Raw genomic sequence first — 16,311 nt, 5'->3', positions numbered from 1 at the left:
GAACTTTTGCAAAAAATGGGCCAGAAGTACTTGACTGATTTCGTAGGGAATTTATACTTGACGAAAATAGTCGAGATTAATCCCCTGCATCCTCATGAGACTTACCACGAAAGGCCGTTTCGCCGTCACGGCGATGATCGACCTGGCCATGCGCCAGGACGCGGGTCCCGTGACGCTTGCGGGCATTAGTCAGCGTCAACGGATTTCCCTCTCTTACCTGGAACAGTTGTTCGGCAAGCTGCGCCGCCACGAGATCGTGGAGAGCGTGCGTGGGCCGGGCGGCGGATACAGTCTGGCGCGTCGCGCGGAAGAGGTGACGGTCGCGGACATCATCATCGCGGTCGACGAACCGCTCGACGCCACGCAGTGCGGCAGCAAGGGCAATTGCGAGAAGGGCCAGGACGGCCATCGCGGCCACTGCATGACGCACGAGCTGTGGGCAACGCTCAACCAGAAGATGGTCGAGTATCTCGATTCGGTTTCGCTGCGCGACCTCGTCGAGCAGCAGCGCAGCAAGCAGGCCCAACAGGCCGTGCTGCACGACACGCGCGAGTCCGGCACACCCAGCCAGACCATTGCCACGCGCATTCCCAATTCGGTCTTCGATATGGCCCGTTCTTAACTGGCGCCACGGCACGATCCTGGAGCACCCATGAAAAACGACACCCTCAACCTCCCCATTTACATGGATTACAGCGCCACGACGCCGATTGACCCGCGCGTCGTGGACAAGATGTTGCCGTACCTGCGCGAGCAGTTCGGCAACCCGGCATCGCGCAGCCACTCGTTCGGCTGGGCTGCCGAGCAGGCCGTGGAAGAGGCACGCGAGGAAGTCGCCAAGCTGGTGAACGCCGATCCGCGCGAGATCGTCTGGACGTCGGGCGCCACCGAGTCGAACAACCTCGCCATCAAGGGCGCGGCGCACTTCTACCAAGGCAAGGGCAAGCACCTCGTCACGGTGAAGACCGAACACAAGGCCGTGCTCGACACAACGCGCGAGCTGGAGCGCGAAGGCTTCGAAGTCACGTATCTGGATGTCAAGGACGACGGTCTGCTCGATCTCGACGTCTTCAAGGCCGCGCTGCGTCCGGACACGATTCTCGTGTCGATCATGGCCGTGAACAACGAAATCGGCGTGATCCAGGACATCGAGACGCTCGGAGAGATCTGCCGCGAGAAGGGCATCATCTTCCACGTCGACGCCGCACAGGCAACGGGCAAGATGCCCATCGACCTGGCCAAACTGAAGGTCGACCTGATGTCGTTCTCGGCGCACAAGACTTATGGCCCGAAGGGCATCGGCGCGCTGTACGTGCGTCGCAAGCCGCGTGTGCGCATCGAGGCACAGATTCACGGCGGCGGTCACGAACGCGGCATGCGTTCGGGCACGCTCGCCACGCACCAGATCGTGGGCATGGGCGAGGCGTTCCGTCTGGCGCGTGAAGAGATGGCGACGGAGAACGAGCGCGTGCGCATGCTGCGCGATCGTCTGCTGCGCGGTCTGACGGAAATGGAAGAAGTGTATGTGAACGGCGACATGGAAAAGCGTGTGCCGCACAACCTGAACATCAGCTTCAATTTTGTCGAAGGCGAGTCGCTGATCATGGCGATCAAGGACGTTGCGGTGTCGTCGGGCTCGGCGTGCACGTCGGCCTCGCTGGAGCCGTCGTACGTGTTGCGTGCGCTGGGTCGCAACGACGAACTGGCGCACAGCTCGATTCGCTTCACGGTGGGTCGTTTCACGACCGAGCAGGAAGTCGACTATGTGGTCGATCTGCTCAAGGCCAAGATCGGCAAGCTGCGCGATCTGTCGCCGCTGTGGGAAATGTACAAGGACGGGGTCGATCTGAATTCGATCCAGTGGGCCGCACACTGAGCATTCAAGGAGTTAGCCATGTCTTACAGCAAGGAAGTTCTGGATCACTACGAAAACCCGCGCAACGTCGGTTCGTTCGAAAAGGGCGATGACGCCGTTGGCACGGGCATGGTCGGCGCACCGGCGTGCGGCGACGTGATGAAGCTGCAGATTCGCGTGAACGAAGCCGGCGTGATCGAAGACGCCAAGTTCAAGACCTACGGCTGCGGCTCGGCGATTGCGTCGTCGTCGCTGGTCACCGAGTGGGTCAAGGGCAAGACGCTCGATCAGGCGCTCGATATCAAGAACACCCAGATCGCGCAGGAGCTGGCGCTGCCGCCGGTGAAGATTCACTGCTCGATTCTGGCCGAAGACGCCATCAAGGCGGCCGTGGCCGACTACAAGCAGAAGCACGGCCAGACGGCCGAGCCGGCCAAGGCTGCGTAAGCGGTACGACGGATAAAGGAATCAGGCAACCATGGCCATTACATTGACCGAGAAGGCCGCGCAGCACGTTTCGCGTTATCTGACGCGGCGCGGCAAGGGCGTGGGCCTGCGGCTGGGCGTGAAGACGACCGGCTGCTCGGGCCTGGCCTACAAGCTGGAATACGCCGACGACGTGGCGGGCGAGGACACGGTCTTCGAGAGCCACGGCGTGAAGGTGATCGTCGATCCGAAGAGTCTGCCGTATATCGATGGCACCGAGCTGGACTTCGCGCGCGAAGGCTTGAACGAAGGGTTTCGCTTCAACAATCCGAACGTCAAGGATGAGTGCGGCTGCGGCGAGTCGTTCCGGATCTGACACTGCGCCGTTGCGCGAGATCGTCGGGTTCCGGCAGGACGACGAAGGCCAATGGGTCGCGCGTTTGGCGTGCGGGCATGGGCAACATGTCCGGCATCTTCCCCCGTGGCAGATCCGGACATGGACGCAAAGCGCGGCAGGCCGCGACGCGATGCTCGGTAGCCGGTTGCGCTGCCGCAAATGTGAGCGCGGCGAGCCGCCCGATGCGTGAGGCGGTGGGCCTCGCCCGGCGGCGCTCGCCATGGCAGCGAAATAGGTCGCCGAACCTTCGGACGGTTCGGCGCCGAAGCAGCAGCGTAGGCAACCAGGCGGCGCGAGCCGCTTTTTTTACGGGCCGACGGTGGGTGGCATGGCGCGCATGGCGCGACGTCCCCTCGCATGGGCGCCCTGGATGGATGATGAGTGCGCGATGAGTGCATTGACTGACAACTACTTCACGCTGTTCGATCTGCCGCAGCGCTTTGCGCTCGACGCAGACGCGCTCGACGCGGCCTACCGAGCCGTGCAATCGCGCGTGCATCCAGATCGATTCGCGAGTGCGAGCGATGCCGAGCGCCGCGTGGCCATGCAATGGGCCGCGCAGGCGAACGCCGCCTACCGCACGCTGCGCGACCCGCTGCAACGCGCGACGTATCTGCTCACGCTGCAGGGCATCGATGTGGGCGCGGAGAACAACACCGCGATGGCCCCCGATTTCCTGATGCAGCAGATGGAGTGGCGCGAAGCCATCGACGACGCCGTGGACGCGCGCAATATCGGCGCTCTGGAAACCCTTGCCAAATCGTTGCGCGAGGATCGTCGCGTGCGGCTCGCCAAGTTGGGCGACTGGCTCGAAAGCCAGGCCTGGCAACCGGCCGCCGAAGCCGTGCGGCAACTGATGTTCATTGCGCGCGCCGACGAAGACATCGCGCAGCGCATCGAAATGCTGGAAAACGCGTGACGGCCCGGTGCGGCGCCGTCACATGTCATTGAGAACTGCTTGAGAACAGGGCGGCCGCGCGAGCGCGCCGCCCGCATTGCAAAGTCATGGCCCTTCTGCAAATTTCCGAACCCGGCATGTCCCCCGCGCCGCATCAGCGGCGACTCGCCGTGGGCATCGACCTGGGCACGACGCATTCGCTCGTGGCCTCTGTACGTAGCGGGGTGGCCGAAGTGCTCCCGGACGAACAGGGCCGCGTGCTGCTGCCGTCCGTCGTGCGCTATCTGGGCGGTCCCCGTACCCAGATCGGCTACGACGCCCGTGCGGCTGCCGCCAGCGATCCGCGCAACACCATCGTCTCGGTCAAGCGATTCATGGGCCGGGGTCTGGCCGATGTTGCCCATGCCGACAACGCGCCGTACGATTTCGTCGACGCGCCGGGCATGGTGCAGATGACGACGGCCGGCGGCGTCAAGAGCCCGGTGGAAGTGTCTGCCGAAATTCTCGCCACGTTGCGTCAGCGCGCCGAAGACACGCTCGGCGACGATCTGGTGGGCGCCGTGATCACCGTGCCCGCGTACTTCGACGACGCGCAGCGTCAGGCCACCAAGGACGCCGCGCGTCTGGCCGGCCTGAATGTGTTGCGTCTGCTCAATGAGCCCACGGCGGCCGCGATCGCCTACGGTCTCGACAATGCGGCCGAAGGCCTTTACGCGGTCTACGACCTGGGTGGCGGCACGTTCGACATCTCGATTCTGCGACTGACGAAGGGCGTGTTCGAAGTGCTCGCGGCGGGCGGCGATTCCGCGCTTGGCGGCGACGACTTCGATCAGGCGATCTTCCGCTGGGCGGTGGCGGAGGCCGGTCTCGACGCGGCTTCGCTCACGCCTGAGGATGTGCGCGGATTGCTCGATCACGCGCGCACCGCCAAGGAAGCGTTGACCGACGCCGCGCAAACGACGATCGCCCTGACGCTGTCTGGCGAGCGCAACGTCGCGCTGACGCTCACGCGCGACCAATTCACGGCGCTGGGCGCGCCGCTCGTGCAACGCACGATCGGCCCGATGCGCAAGGCGCTGCGCGACGCCGGCATGGGCCCGGACGACGTCAAGGGTGTCGTGCTCGTCGGCGGCGCCACGCGCATGCCGCAAGTGCGTGCCGCGGTCGCGACCTTCTTCGGACGCGAACCGCTGATCGATCTCGATCCGGATCAGGTGGTGGCGCTCGGCGCTGCCGTGCAGGCGAATCTGCTGGCCGGCAATCAGGCGGAAGGTGACGACTGGCTGCTGCTCGACGTGATTCCGCTGTCGCTCGGTGTCGAGACGATGGGCGGCCTCGTCGAGAAGATCATTCCGCGTAACGCCACGATTCCCGTGGCGCGTGCGCAGGAATTCACCACGTTCAAGGACGGACAGACGGCGATGGCCGTTCACGTGCTGCAAGGCGAGCGTGAGCTGGCGTCCGATTGCCGTTCGCTGGCCCGGTTCGAATTGCGCGGCATTCCGCCGATGACGGCCGGCGCGGCACGTATTCGCGTGACGTATCAGGTCGACGCCGATGGGCTGCTCTCCGTCTCCGCCCAGGAGTTGCACTCGGGCGTGGCGGCCGCTATCGAGGTCAAGCCGTCGTACGGTCTGGCGGACGACGATATCTCGCGCATGCTGCAAGACAGCTTCGGTTCGGCCGAAGCGGATATGCGCGCCCGTGCGCTGCGCGAGCAGCAAGTGGAAGCCGAGCGTCTGCTGGTCGCGATCGACAGCGCCTTGCAGGCGGACCCGGAACTGCTCGACGCCGACGAGCGCGCACAGATCGACGGCTTGCTGGCCGAGTTGCGTCAGAAGGCGTCCGGCGACGATCAGATTGCCATCAAGACGGCGACCGAAACGCTCTCGCATGCGACCGACGCGTTTGCCGCGCGCCGCATGGACAAGAGCATCCGCGCGGCGCTGGCCGGCCGGCGCGTGGCGGACATCGACAAACTGTAAGACACACACGGAAAGCCAAAGCCATGCCTCAAATTGTTGTATTGCCTCACGTCGAGCTGTGCCCCGAGGGCGCGGTGCTGGACGTTCCGACCGGCACCACCGTGTGCAGAGCGTTGTTGGACAACGGCATTGAAATCGAACACGCGTGCGAGTTGTCGTGCGCGTGCACCACGTGCCACGTGATCGTGCGCGAGGGTTTCGAGGCGTTGGAGCCGGCCGAAGACGAGGAAGAGGATCTGCTCGACAAAGCCTGGGGCCTGGAGCCGACATCGCGCCTGTCGTGCCAGACGAAGATGCCCGCCGACACCGATCTGGTCGTCGAGATTCCGAAGTACACGATCAATCACGCCAAGGAAAGCCACTGATCGACGCCGTTTGGCGTTGCGTGGCGACACGTCAGAAGAAGAGGACCCTGCCCATGAAATGGACCGACATTCAGGACATCGCGATTGCGCTTACCGAGGCGCATCCCGACATCGACCCGCAATACGTGCGCTTTACCGACCTGCATCAGTGGGTGATGGCTCTCGACGGCTTTGACGACGCGCCTGACCGTGCCGGTGAGAAGGTGCTCGAAGCGATTCAGATGGCGTGGATCGACGAGGTCTGACCCGACGATCGCGCAGGGCGCGCGACGCTGCCGCAAATACAAAAGCCGCTCATGACGAGCGGCTTTTGCGTTAACGCGAGATCCGTTGCGGCACGAACGGGGTCACGCGGATCCCACGCCCTTAGCCCGCGCGCACCAGCCCGTTGTTTTCGAGCCGCACGCGATCCCCCGGCTGCACGCCAGGGGCGGACTGATAGGTCCAGTAGCGCGTCTTGCCGGTATCCATGCGCACGTACACGCGATACACGGTTTCGGAGCGAACGCGCTTCTCGACTTCGTTGCCGGCCAGACCGCCGCCCAGCGCGCCGACCACGGTCATCGCGGTGCGGCCGTTACCCGCGCCAAACTGGTTGCCGAGCAGGCCGCCAGCAACGGCACCGCCGACGGCGCCCAGGCCCGAGGCCTGACCTTGCGTGCTGATCGGTTCCACCGACTGCACCGTGCCGCACGTCGAGCATGTCGCCGCCTGACGCTGTGCGGGGGCGGCCGAGGATTGGGCATATGACGGCTGAGGCGCCGGCGCCCGTTGTGCCGGCGCCCGCTGCGGCGCGTACTGAGCTTGCTGCGGCGCGTATTGCGTCTGCTGGGCCTGCTGCTGGGTCGGCTGCTCCGTCACCTGCGAGCTGCGCATCGCGTTCGAAGACGGCTGTTGGGCCGACGTCAGCGCGTACTGCGAATGATCGACGGTCGTTGCGGGGCCGTCGGTGCTTTTGGCGACAGGGAGCACGCCCGTGATGGCGGCAACGCCGAGCAGGCTGACGACCACGATACTGCCGGCTGCGGCAGCGACCAGCGGATGCATGCGGCGCGGTTGAAGTTCGTTATTCATGTGGTTTTTCTCCATCGTGCGGTTGTCGCGAACCCCATTCTTCGTGCTGACAGGCACGGGAGGCTTCGCATGAGAAAAGTCTCCGTCATGGCAGGCCCGGCATCCGTTTCATTTTGTAACGCGATGTAAGATGTGCATCGCGGCAGTCCCAGGCGAGTGCCCTTCGACTGACTGCTAATTCATTGAAAAATATGAAGTTTTTTCTCGGTTGACGGGGCGCTTCGCCGTCATCGTACGCGGTTGTCATCACAATTGAAACAAGTCGCGCCGCGCGCATAATGGCACGCATTGTCCGTCAACGTCCTTCTTGCCGATTCGTCCCAACGCCATGATCGATACGCTGCCGCCGCTGGATACCCCGCTCGACGCCGCAAGCCACGCGCACCTCTATCCGTACGTGGTACAACGCGCGTGGGTCGACGTCCACGATCCGCAAGGGGAGGTCAGCGAACCGTTTTCGGACGACGTTTTCGTGACGCTCGTGCTCGATGGCACGGCTGGACTACGCCGGCTGCAGGGCGAGGATTTGCGCGCGGCCGGTCTGACGTTCGAGGCGGCATTTGCGCAAGCCGCGTCGAATCTCGCGCGCGCATGGAAGGCGGGGCATTTCGAGTTCGGCATTGCGCGACTTGACGACGGCACGCCGATTGCCGGCTGTCGCGGCAATTGGATGGCACCGGCTGGCGGCCTGGTGCTGGGCAATCTCTACCAGTCGATGGTCGAGCATTTCGAGGTGACGGACTTTGCGGCCGTCCCCGTCAATCGCACATTGCTTCTCGCGTTTCCGACCGATGCCAAAACGCTGTCGTCGCTGGCGTTACGGCAATTGGTGGAAGGGGCGGCGAGCGGTGCGATTCTCCCCATCGCGCGCACCTGGTTGCGGCTCGATGGGGAGTGGCCGTCCGCCTATCGCGGCGTTCCGGCCTTCTAAGCGCTCCAACCGTTCCAAGCGACTCAGTCTTCGCGGCGCAGGTGCGGGAAGAGCAGCACGTCGCGAATGTTCGGACTGTCGGTGAGCAGCATGATCAGACGGTCGATGCCGATGCCGCAGCCGCCCGTCGGGGGCATGCCGTACTCGAGCGCGCGAATGTAATCGGCGTCGTAATACATGGCCTCTTCGTCGCCCGCGTCCTTCTGCTCGACCTGCGCACGAAAGCGTGCGGCCTGATCTTCCGGGTCGTTCAACTCGGAGAAGCCGTTGGCGATCTCGCGGCCCGTGATGAACAGTTCGAAGCGCTCGGTGATGCCTGGCACGGTATCGGACTCGCGCGCGAGCGGCGAGACTTCCACCGGATAGTCGACGATGAAAGTCGGCTCCCACAACTGGCTCTCGGCCGTCTCTTCGAACAGGGCCAGTTGCAGCGCACCGAGGCCCGCGTTCTTGAACTGCGGCGCATCGACCTTCACGCCATACTTGCCCAGCGCGCCACGCACGAATTCGATGTCGGCCAGTTGCGCTTCGGTGAACTCGGGCGCGTACTTGCGAATCGCTTCGACGATCGTCAGGCGGTGGAACGGCTTGGACAAATCGAGTTCGCGGCCCTGGTACTCGATGGTCGCGGTGCCGCGCGCGTCGAGTGCGGCGTTGCGGATCAGCGCTTCGGTGAAGTCCATCAGCCAACGGTAATCCGTGTAGGCCGCGTAGAACTCCATCATCGTGAATTCCGGGTTGTGGCGCGGCGACACGCCTTCATTGCGGAAGTTACGGTTGATCTCGAACACACGCTCGAAGCCGCCAACGATCAGGCGCTTCAGATACAGCTCCGGCGCGATACGCAGATACATCTGCATGTCGAGCGCGTTGTGGTGCGTGATGAACGGCTTGGCCGCGGCGCCGCCCGGAATCGGGTGCAGCATCGGCGTTTCGACTTCCATGAAGTCGGCGTCCGTCATGTACTTGCGCATCGACGCGATGGCCTTCGCGCGGGCGCGGAACGTGCTGCGCGTCTCGGGCGAGGTGATCAGGTCGACGTAGCGCTGACGGTACTTCGTCTCCTGGTCGGACAGGCCGTGGAACTTGTCCGGCAGCGGGCGCAGCGCCTTGGCGAGCAGACGCAGTGCCTTCACCTTGACCGACAGTTCGCCTGTGCGCGTGCGGAACAGCGTGCCGGTCGCGGCGACGATATCGCCGATGTCCCAGCCCTTGAAGGCGGTCATGGCATCGGCGCCGACGTCGTCGCGGCCGATGAAGAACTGGATCTGACCGCTGCCGTCCTGCACGGTGGCGAAGGCGGCCTTGCCCATCACGCGCTTGAGCATCATGCGACCGGCCACCGACACGGGGACGGGATCGGCTTCGAGCACCTCGTTGTCCACGTCCTGATAGCGCGCCTGCAGGTCGCCGGCGTGCTGTTCGGGACGGAAGTCGTTCGGGAACGCCACGCCGTTGGCACGCAGCGCCTGCAGTTTCTCGCGACGCTCCGCGATGAGCTTGTTGTCGTCGTGCGGCAGGTCGCCCGCCGGGGTGCCCGTGTGGGCCGGAGTATTGTGATCGGTCATGGTGCGAGCGATGAAGTTATTCGGTAAAACGCAGCGTGTGCAGCAGGGCATTCTTGAGCAAGCCGTCGGGCGTGCCCAGCCAGATCAATTCGGTGCGGTCCTGATGCGGTCCGGCATTGGCCGCCGCACTCGGGTCCCGCACGAACAGCGCCGCGATCGCCTGTGAGCGCGGCTCATACAAAATGTGGACATACTCGCTCGGGCAATCGTGCGGCTTGCAGCTCTGCACCAGCAACCAGGGCTTGCCGGCGACGCTCACGCGTTGCGACGGCGTCGACGTGCCACCCTGACGCACCCACGCGGGAACGTTGCGTGGCGTGGTGATGCGCGCATAGGCCCCCGAGAAGTCCGGGCGCTTGAGCAATTCATGCAGGTACGGTCCCGTCTCGGGATTGGCTCCCGGTGCGCCCGGTGTACTGGCCGGGGCAGCAACGGCGGCGCACTGCAGACACAGCGCGCTCACCCCCCACACGGCTAGCGTGCGGACAAACGCCATTCCTTACACTCCCTGCTTGAGACTCGCGGAGATGAAGTCGTCCAGGTCGCCGTCGAGTACCTTGCCGGTATTACCGGTTTCCACGCCGGTGCGCAGGTCCTTGACGCGTGACTGGTCGAGCACGTACGAGCGAATCTGATGGCCCCAGCCCACATCGGTCTTGCTCGACTCCAGCTTGTCCTGCTCGGCACGACGCTTGCGCATTTCATGTTCGAACAGGCGCGAGCGGAGCATGTCCCACGCTTCAGCGCGGTTGCGGTGCTGCGAACGGTCGTTCTGGCAGGCGACGACAATGCCGGTCGGGATGTGTGTGAGGCGAACGGCGGAATCGGTCTTGTTGATGTGCTGGCCGCCTGCACCGGAGGCGCGATACGTGTCGGTACGCACGTCGGCCGGATTGATTTCGATGTCGATCGAATCATCCACTTCCGGGTACACGAACAGGCTGGCGAACGACGTATGGCGACCGCCCGACGAGTCGAACGGCGACTTGCGCACCAAACGATGCACGCCGGTTTCCGTACGCAGATAGCCGTAAGCGTAGTCGCCGGTGACCTTCAGCGAGGCGCTCTTGATGCCCGCGACATCGCCGTCCGACACTTCGAGCACTTCGGCCTTGAAGCCCTTGCGTTCGCAGTAGCGCAGATATTGGCGCAGCAGCATGCCGGCCCAGTCGTTGGCCTCGGTGCCGCCGGCGCCGGCCTGGATATCGATGAAGCAGTTGTTCGGGTCGGCCGGGGTGTTGAACATCCGGCGGAACTCCATCTCGCCCACACGAGCGGCGAGACCCTGCGTGTCATGCTCAAGCGCCAGCAACGAGTCTTCATCGCCCTCGTCGCGCGACATTTCGAACAGTTCCTGCGTATCGGAAAGGCTGGCGTCGAGTTCGGTCAGGTTGCTGACGATGCTGTCGAGCGCCTTCTTTTCCTTGCCCAGTGCCTGAGCACGCTTGGAATCGTTCCAGATGTTGGGGTCTTCGAGTTCTTTGTTGACTTCAATCAGGCGAGCTTGCTTGACATCGAAGTCAAAGATACCCCCTGAGCTCGCCAACGCGGGTGCGCAGGTCGGCGAGCAGGGATTCAAGTGCGTTTAGGCGTTCGGCTTCCATGAGCTTTGACAGGGGCGAATTCGGGGAAACGAGGATTATAGCGCAGCGAAGCCCCCGTTTCCCCACTTTTCCCGGGCGGATGACGCGTTCCGGACGGCTGGCCACCGCCGTCCGCGCGCAAGACAGGCGGTCCTGGCGCCGCCGACGGTCAGCCCTGAGCGTGCTCGACGATCATCTGCACGCGCGAGACGCCGTTGAAGGTGTCGGCGGCCAACCGATAGGCAAATCGCGCACGGCTCGGCAAGGTATCGGCGTGATTGAACCAGATGGCGTTGAAGCGCATGCGCCCGCGACCGAGTTGCAACTTCAGGTGCTTGTCCTTGAGGATGGCCTGCGAGAGCACATCGAACTCGCCCGAGAACACGGGCGGCGGGAAACCCTGTCCCCACACCTGTGCGTCGAGCAGGGCGACAAAGGGCGGCACGAAGCACTCGTCGCCGATGTCGCCGTCGGTCTCGATCACGCGCGAGAGCGTCGTCTCGTCGAGCCACGCCTGTCCCACGGCTTCAAATGCCGACTGGAAGCGCGGCAGGGCGTCGGCGGCGATCGTGAGGCCCGCGGCCATCGCGTGACCGCCGAACTTGCCGATGAGACCCGGTTCGCGCTTGGTGACGAGATCGAGCGCGTCGCGCAAGTGAAAACCCGGAATCGAGCGGCCGGACCCCTTGATCTGGCCATCGTCGCCGGGGGCGAACACGATGGTCGGACGGTAGAACTTTTCTTTGAGCCGCGCGGCCACGATCCCGATCACGCCCTGGTGCCAGGTCTCGTTGAACGCGCACAGCGTCGTGGCGGCACGAGGGTCGAAGCGCGCCAGATCGGCCAGGGCTTCCTGCTGCATCCCTGCCTCGATCTCACGGCGCTCGCGATTCATCGCGTCGAGTTCCTGCGCGAGCGTCCAGGCGCGGGCGTCGTCGTCCGTCAGCAGACACTCGATGCCGAGCGACATGTCGGCGAGGCGTCCGGCGGCGTTCAGACGCGGCCCGAGGCCGAAGCCCAGATCGAAACTGCCCGCCTGACGCGCATTGCGGGCGGCCGCGCGAAAAAGCGCATTGATGCCCGGATGCATGCGCCCGGCGCGCATGCGCGACAGCCCTTGCGCCACGAGGATGCGGTTGTTGGCGTCGAGCTTGACCACGTCAGCGACGGTGCCCAGCGCGACCAGGTCGAGCAACGTATCGAGCCGGGGTTGTTCGCGCGCCTCGAACGCCCCGCGCGTGCGCAACTCGGCGCGCAGCGCGAGCAGAACGTAGAACATCACGCCGACACCGGCGAGGTTCTTGCTCGGGAATGCGCAGCCCGGCTGGTTGGGATTGACGATACAACGCGCGTTGGGTAATTCGCTGCCCGGCAGATGGTGATCGGTCACCACGACTTCGATGCCGAGCGCCTGCGCGGCGGCCACGCCGTCGAGGCTGGCGATGCCGTTGTCGACGGTGATCAACACGTCGGGCGGTCCCGCCTTGCCTTGCGCGGCCAAGGCCACGATTTCGGGCGTCAGGCCATAGCCGTATTCGAAGCGGTTCGGCACCAGGTACTCGACCTTCGCCCCGAACATGCGCAAGCCGCGCACGGCCACGGCGCAGGCGGTCGCACCGTCGCAATCGTAGTCGGCCACCACGAGCATGCGCTTGCCGGCGGCGATGGCGTCGGCAAGGAAGGCGGCGGCCTCTTGCGCGCCCTTGAGCTGGGTCGGGGGGATCAACCGGGCCAGCGCCGTTTCGGTCTCTGCGGTCTCGGCCACGCCGCGCGACGCGAACAGGCGGGCGAGCACCGGGTGGACGCCGTCGCGCGCGAGGGCGTTGGCCGTCGCGTCGTCGACATGACGGGTGACGATGTCGGTCATGCGACTTCCTCGCCAAGCCGCGCGAGCGGCACCATGCGGGTGGCGAGCGCCTGACGGCGCCAGAACTTGCGCAAGTCGCCGCCGCGCGAGCGCATCGTCACGCTGTGACTGTCGCCGCACAACGTGAGCGAGACTTCGCGGGCCTGGCCCTGGGCGACACGCGCGAGCGCCGGCGCGAGCCAGTGGCGGTCGATGTCGACGAGGGCATCGCGCCAGCGCGCCCAGTCTTCCGTCAGGAAATACGGCGTGAGCGTGTCGAGTTGCACGACGGTTCTGCCGTTCGCGGCAGCAAGGCCGGCGTCGGTGCCGTGCAAGGCGATTTGCAGATGGTTCGCCAGGCCGCGAGTGGCGGGAGCGTCTGCCAGGATCGTCACGCAGGGCCGGTTCAGGCGCGGCGCGGCAATGCGCTGACCGCCGCCGTACAGCCAGATGGCATTGACCGGTGGCAGGCCGCGAGCTTCGCGCGCCTGATTGGCCGGATGGTCGTACCAGGCCATCTGGACTTCGTTCTGCCATTTGCGCCAGGTCAGTTCGGCCTTGCCTTGCGGCAGCCAGATGTCGACGTTGCGGCCGGCCGCGCGCGCGGGCGACGCGGTGAGCAGGTCGCCCAGCGCCGGCGCGCTCAGGTACCACCGGTCCGGGCGCGGGGCGACGAGGTCGCCGCCGACCTCCGCGAACAGGGCGTGTGCGGTGGCGAACAGGGCGGCTGAATCCTCGTGGCTCAATGCGAGTTCGGCGGGATCGGTCAGTACCAGGTGGTCGGTGGCGATGTGGATGTGCGCCGGCTGCGCGCAATACCAGAACCGGGTGTCGAGCATGCCGCTGTCCTCGAACAGCATGAAAGGCGCGAGCGGCGCGCGCGACGGCCCGCCGGGCAGCCCGAAGGCTTCGGTCAGCCAGCGTTCATGGGGCAGCGTGGGGACAAACGGGTCGGCTGGCACGTCCTGCGCAGCCTGGACGCCGCGCGCGAGCAACTTTTCGAGCGCAGGCAACTCCAAGTTGGCCAGCAGTGCGGGCAAATGGGCCGACGCGGGCAACGCGAACGGCAAGAGAAAGTGCAGGGCAGGTGTATCCATATCGAGGCGAATTGTATGGCAAACTTCGCGCTGGCAGTTGGCTGACCCTCACGTCGGGGGCTGAACGAGCCATGTGTCGAGCCGGGTTCAGGTCGGGTGGCCGCCGGGCCGCGACGACATGGGGCCACGTGGCGGTCAGATACATGGGGGCTGGGCACCGGTGCGGACTGGCGCTGGAACGCTCCGATCGATCCTTATCAAGAATCAGGAATCCGTTTGAAATTCCCATACGAATGGCAGATCGGCTGGCGCTATACGCGCACCGGCAAGCGATCATCCGGCAACGGTTTCATTTCCTTCATTTCATTCATCTCCATGGCCGGCATTGCGCTCGGCGTGGCGGCACTCATCGTGGTGCTGTCGGTGATGAACGGTTTTCAGAAGGAAGTGCGGGACCGCATGCTCTCCGTGCTTGCGCACATCGAAGTCTTCGCGGTCGACGGCAATCTGCCCGACTGGCACCGCACGGCGGCTGAAGCGTTGCAGAACAAGAATGTGATTGCGGCGGCGCCCTACGTGGGCGAGCAGGCCATGCTCACGCGCGAGGACAACGTGCGCGGCGTGGTGTTGCGCGGCATTGTTCCGAGCGAGGAAGCCAAGGTGTCCGATCTCGGCAAGCAGATTACCGAGGGCTCGCTCGCCAACCTCACGCCGGGCAGCTTCGGTATCGTGCTCGGTCGCGAACTGGCGCGGGCGCTGGGCGTGAGCATCGGCGACAAGATCACCCTCGTCGCCCCGCAAGGGACGATCACGCCCGCGGGCGTGTTGCCGCGCGTGAAACAGTTCACGGTGGTGGCCGTTTTCACGGCGGGGCACTACGAATACGACAGCTCGCTGGCGCTCATCGATCTGCACGATGCCGAGACGCTCTTCCGACTCGACGGCCCGACCGGCGTGCGGCTGAAGATCCATGACATGGAGCGGGCGCCGCTCGTGGCGCGCGAGCTGGCCAAAACCCTGTCCGGCAATATGTGGGTGCGCGACTGGACGCAGCAGAACAAGAACTGGTTCATCGCGGTGCAGACCGAAAAGCGCATGATGTTCATCATCCTGACGCTCATCATCGCCGTGGCGGCCTTCAATCTGGTGTCCTCGCTGGTGATGACGGTGACCGACAAATATGCGGACATCGCCATTCTGCGCACGCTGGGCGCACAGCCCGGCTCGATCATGAAGATCTTCATTGTGCAGGGCGTGACGATCGGTTTTGCCGGAGCGCTGCTCGGCGTGGCGCTGGGCTGCCTGATCTCGGTGAATATCGGCACCATCGTGCCATTCATCGAGCACTTGCTGGGTATCCACTTCCTGCCGCAAGACATCTATTTCATCTCCGAATTGCCCTCGGATCTGCAGTCGTCGGACGTGATCCGCATCGGGGTGATTTCGTTCATCCTCTCGGCGCTGGCGACGATCTACCCGAGCTGGCGCGCCTCGCGCGTCAAACCGGCGGAGGCCCTGCGCTATGAGTAACGCCAAGAATCAAGCGAATGCATCGTTGGCCGGTGTGCCGAACCTTGCCTATGACGGACCGGTGCTGCGCGCGCGCGATCTGCACAAGACGTTCCGTCAAGGCCAGCTCAATGTGACGGTGCTCAACGGCGCGAGTCTCGACGTGGCCCCCGGCGAGAAGGTGGCCATCGTGGGCGCGTCGGGATCGGGCAAGAGCACATTGCTGCACGTGTTGGGCGGGCTCGACGATCCGTCGCGCGGCGAGGTGTCGCTGCTCGGCAAACCGTTTTCGTCGTTGCGCGAGCGCGAAAAGACGTCGCAGCGCAATCAATCGCTCGGCTTCGTCTATCAGTTCCACCACCTGCTGGCCGAGTTTTCGGCGCTCGATAACGTGGCGATGCCGCTGCGCATTCGCCGCTTGCCGACCGAGCAGGCGCAAGCGGTGGCGCAGGCCATGCTCGAGCGTGTCGGGCTCGGCTCGCGTGTGAAGCACCGTCCGTCGGAGTTGTCGGGGGGGGAGCGTCAGCGCGTGGCAATGGCGCGCGCGCTGGTCACGCAGCCGGCTTGCGTGCTGGCTGACGAGCCGACCGGCAACCTCGACGGGCATACCGCCGAGACCGTGTTCGAACTGATGCTCGAGTTGTCGGAGACCCTGAAGACCAGCTTCGTGATCGTGACGCACGACATCGATCTAGCGAAGCGCTGCGATCGTGCCCTGCGACTGCGCGATGGGGTGCTGGAACCGGCATGACCGTGGTGCAAGCGCATTAGCGCGAGCGGCGGCTGACGTGCGCGAAACGCCGGGGTTCTCCCCGGCGTTTCGCATTTCGCGAGGCG

General features: G+C 64.8%; 18 protein-coding genes. 12 read left to right on the top strand and 6 right to left on the bottom strand.

Going from position 1 to position 16,311, the window contains the following annotated elements:
* Nucleotides 1–94: 94 nt before the first annotated feature.
* From iscR to iscX, 9 genes are all read left to right on the top strand, one after another.
* A complete protein-coding gene (iscR, locus tag PCE31106_RS09200) occupies nt 95–622 on the top strand; it encodes a Fe-S cluster assembly transcriptional regulator IscR (protein ID WP_017234962.1) in 528 nt (175 codons plus the stop codon).
* A 30-nt stretch (nt 623–652) separates the two neighbouring features.
* Nucleotides 653–1,876, top strand: a complete 1,224-nt coding sequence (locus tag PCE31106_RS09195; protein ID WP_017234963.1) for an IscS subfamily cysteine desulfurase — start codon at nt 653–655, stop codon at nt 1,874–1,876.
* Between the two features lie 18 nt (nt 1,877–1,894).
* Entirely contained in the window at nt 1,895–2,302 is a 408-nt protein-coding gene (iscU, locus tag PCE31106_RS09190) for a Fe-S cluster assembly scaffold IscU (RefSeq protein WP_017234964.1), read from the top strand.
* A 31-nt stretch (nt 2,303–2,333) separates the two neighbouring features.
* Nucleotides 2,334–2,657 carry an iron-sulfur cluster assembly protein IscA gene (gene iscA, locus PCE31106_RS09185; RefSeq protein ID WP_017234965.1) on the top strand — a complete coding sequence of 108 codons (324 nt, stop codon included), beginning with the start codon at nt 2,334–2,336 and terminating at the stop codon, nt 2,655–2,657.
* On the top strand, nt 2,623–2,868 hold the full coding sequence (locus tag PCE31106_RS09180) for a DUF3565 domain-containing protein (RefSeq protein WP_150563069.1): 246 nt from the start codon (nt 2,623–2,625) through the stop codon (nt 2,866–2,868). Before iscA ends, PCE31106_RS09180 begins: the two co-directional genes overlap by 35 nt.
* A gap of 198 nt (nt 2,869–3,066) precedes the next feature.
* The gene (gene hscB / locus PCE31106_RS09175; RefSeq protein WP_017234966.1) at nt 3,067–3,597 is read left to right on the top strand and encodes a Fe-S protein assembly co-chaperone HscB; all 531 of its coding nucleotides are present in this window, start codon (nt 3,067–3,069) and stop codon (nt 3,595–3,597) included.
* A gap of 86 nt (nt 3,598–3,683) precedes the next feature.
* On the top strand, nt 3,684–5,561 hold the full coding sequence (gene hscA, locus PCE31106_RS09170) for a Fe-S protein assembly chaperone HscA (protein ID WP_150563068.1): 1,878 nt from the start codon (nt 3,684–3,686) through the stop codon (nt 5,559–5,561).
* Between the two features lie 23 nt (nt 5,562–5,584).
* On the top strand, nt 5,585–5,926 hold the full coding sequence (gene fdx, locus PCE31106_RS09165) for an ISC system 2Fe-2S type ferredoxin (RefSeq protein WP_017234968.1): 342 nt from the start codon (nt 5,585–5,587) through the stop codon (nt 5,924–5,926).
* A gap of 53 nt (nt 5,927–5,979) precedes the next feature.
* Nucleotides 5,980–6,171 (top strand): Fe-S cluster assembly protein IscX, encoded by a 192-nt coding sequence (iscX, locus tag PCE31106_RS09160; protein WP_017234969.1) that lies wholly within the window; start codon nt 5,980–5,982, stop codon nt 6,169–6,171.
* A gap of 121 nt (nt 6,172–6,292) precedes the next feature.
* Here iscX and PCE31106_RS09155 read toward each other — a convergent pair whose 3' ends face one another.
* Nucleotides 6,293–7,000 (bottom strand): glycine zipper 2TM domain-containing protein, encoded by a 708-nt coding sequence (locus PCE31106_RS09155; protein WP_150563067.1) that lies wholly within the window; start codon nt 6,998–7,000, stop codon nt 6,293–6,295.
* A gap of 328 nt (nt 7,001–7,328) precedes the next feature.
* On the opposite strand from PCE31106_RS09155, the gene PCE31106_RS09150 reads away from it, so the two are divergent.
* Entirely contained in the window at nt 7,329–7,931 is a 603-nt protein-coding gene (locus tag PCE31106_RS09150; protein ID WP_130025556.1) for a DUF1444 domain-containing protein, read from the top strand.
* Nucleotides 7,932–7,954: 23 nt separating this feature from the next.
* Here PCE31106_RS09150 and lysS read toward each other — a convergent pair whose 3' ends face one another.
* From lysS to PCE31106_RS09125, 5 genes are all read right to left on the bottom strand, one after another.
* Nucleotides 7,955–9,499: a lysine--tRNA ligase gene (lysS, locus tag PCE31106_RS09145; RefSeq protein WP_150563066.1), complete on the bottom strand. Its 1,545-nt coding sequence runs from the start codon at nt 9,497–9,499 to the stop codon at nt 7,955–7,957.
* A gap of 16 nt (nt 9,500–9,515) precedes the next feature.
* The gene (locus PCE31106_RS09140; RefSeq protein WP_017234973.1) at nt 9,516–9,995 is read right to left on the bottom strand and encodes an Ivy family c-type lysozyme inhibitor; all 480 of its coding nucleotides are present in this window, start codon (nt 9,993–9,995) and stop codon (nt 9,516–9,518) included.
* Nucleotides 9,996–9,998: 3 nt separating this feature from the next.
* A protein-coding gene (gene prfB, locus PCE31106_RS09135) for a peptide chain release factor 2 (RefSeq protein WP_174975058.1) occupies nt 9,999–11,103 on the bottom strand; the annotation gives its coding sequence in 2 pieces (ribosomal slippage) (nt 9,999–11,030 and nt 11,032–11,103; 1,104 coding nt in all).
* A 148-nt stretch (nt 11,104–11,251) separates the two neighbouring features.
* A complete protein-coding gene (gene recJ / locus PCE31106_RS09130; protein ID WP_150563064.1) occupies nt 11,252–12,949 on the bottom strand; it encodes a single-stranded-DNA-specific exonuclease RecJ in 1,698 nt (565 codons plus the stop codon).
* On the bottom strand, nt 12,946–14,025 hold the full coding sequence (locus PCE31106_RS09125) for a regulator (RefSeq protein WP_150563063.1): 1,080 nt from the start codon (nt 14,023–14,025) through the stop codon (nt 12,946–12,948). Before PCE31106_RS09125 ends, recJ begins: the two co-directional genes overlap by 4 nt.
* Nucleotides 14,026–14,241: 216 nt before the next feature.
* On the opposite strand from PCE31106_RS09125, the gene PCE31106_RS09120 reads away from it, so the two are divergent.
* Both PCE31106_RS09120 and lolD read left to right on the top strand, forming a co-directional pair.
* A complete protein-coding gene (locus PCE31106_RS09120; RefSeq protein WP_130025562.1) occupies nt 14,242–15,495 on the top strand; it encodes a lipoprotein-releasing ABC transporter permease subunit in 1,254 nt (417 codons plus the stop codon).
* Nucleotides 15,488–16,225 (top strand): lipoprotein-releasing ABC transporter ATP-binding protein LolD, encoded by a 738-nt coding sequence (lolD, locus tag PCE31106_RS09115; protein ID WP_017233785.1) that lies wholly within the window; start codon nt 15,488–15,490, stop codon nt 16,223–16,225. Before PCE31106_RS09120 ends, lolD begins: the two co-directional genes overlap by 8 nt.
* Nucleotides 16,226–16,311: the final 86 nt, after the last annotated feature.

The sequence above is a fragment of the Pandoraea cepalis genome (genome assembly GCF_902459665.1).
GTDB classification, from domain to species: Bacteria; Pseudomonadota; Gammaproteobacteria; order Burkholderiales; family Burkholderiaceae; genus Pandoraea; species Pandoraea cepalis.
This window is presented reverse-complemented; position numbering and strand designations above follow the sequence as displayed.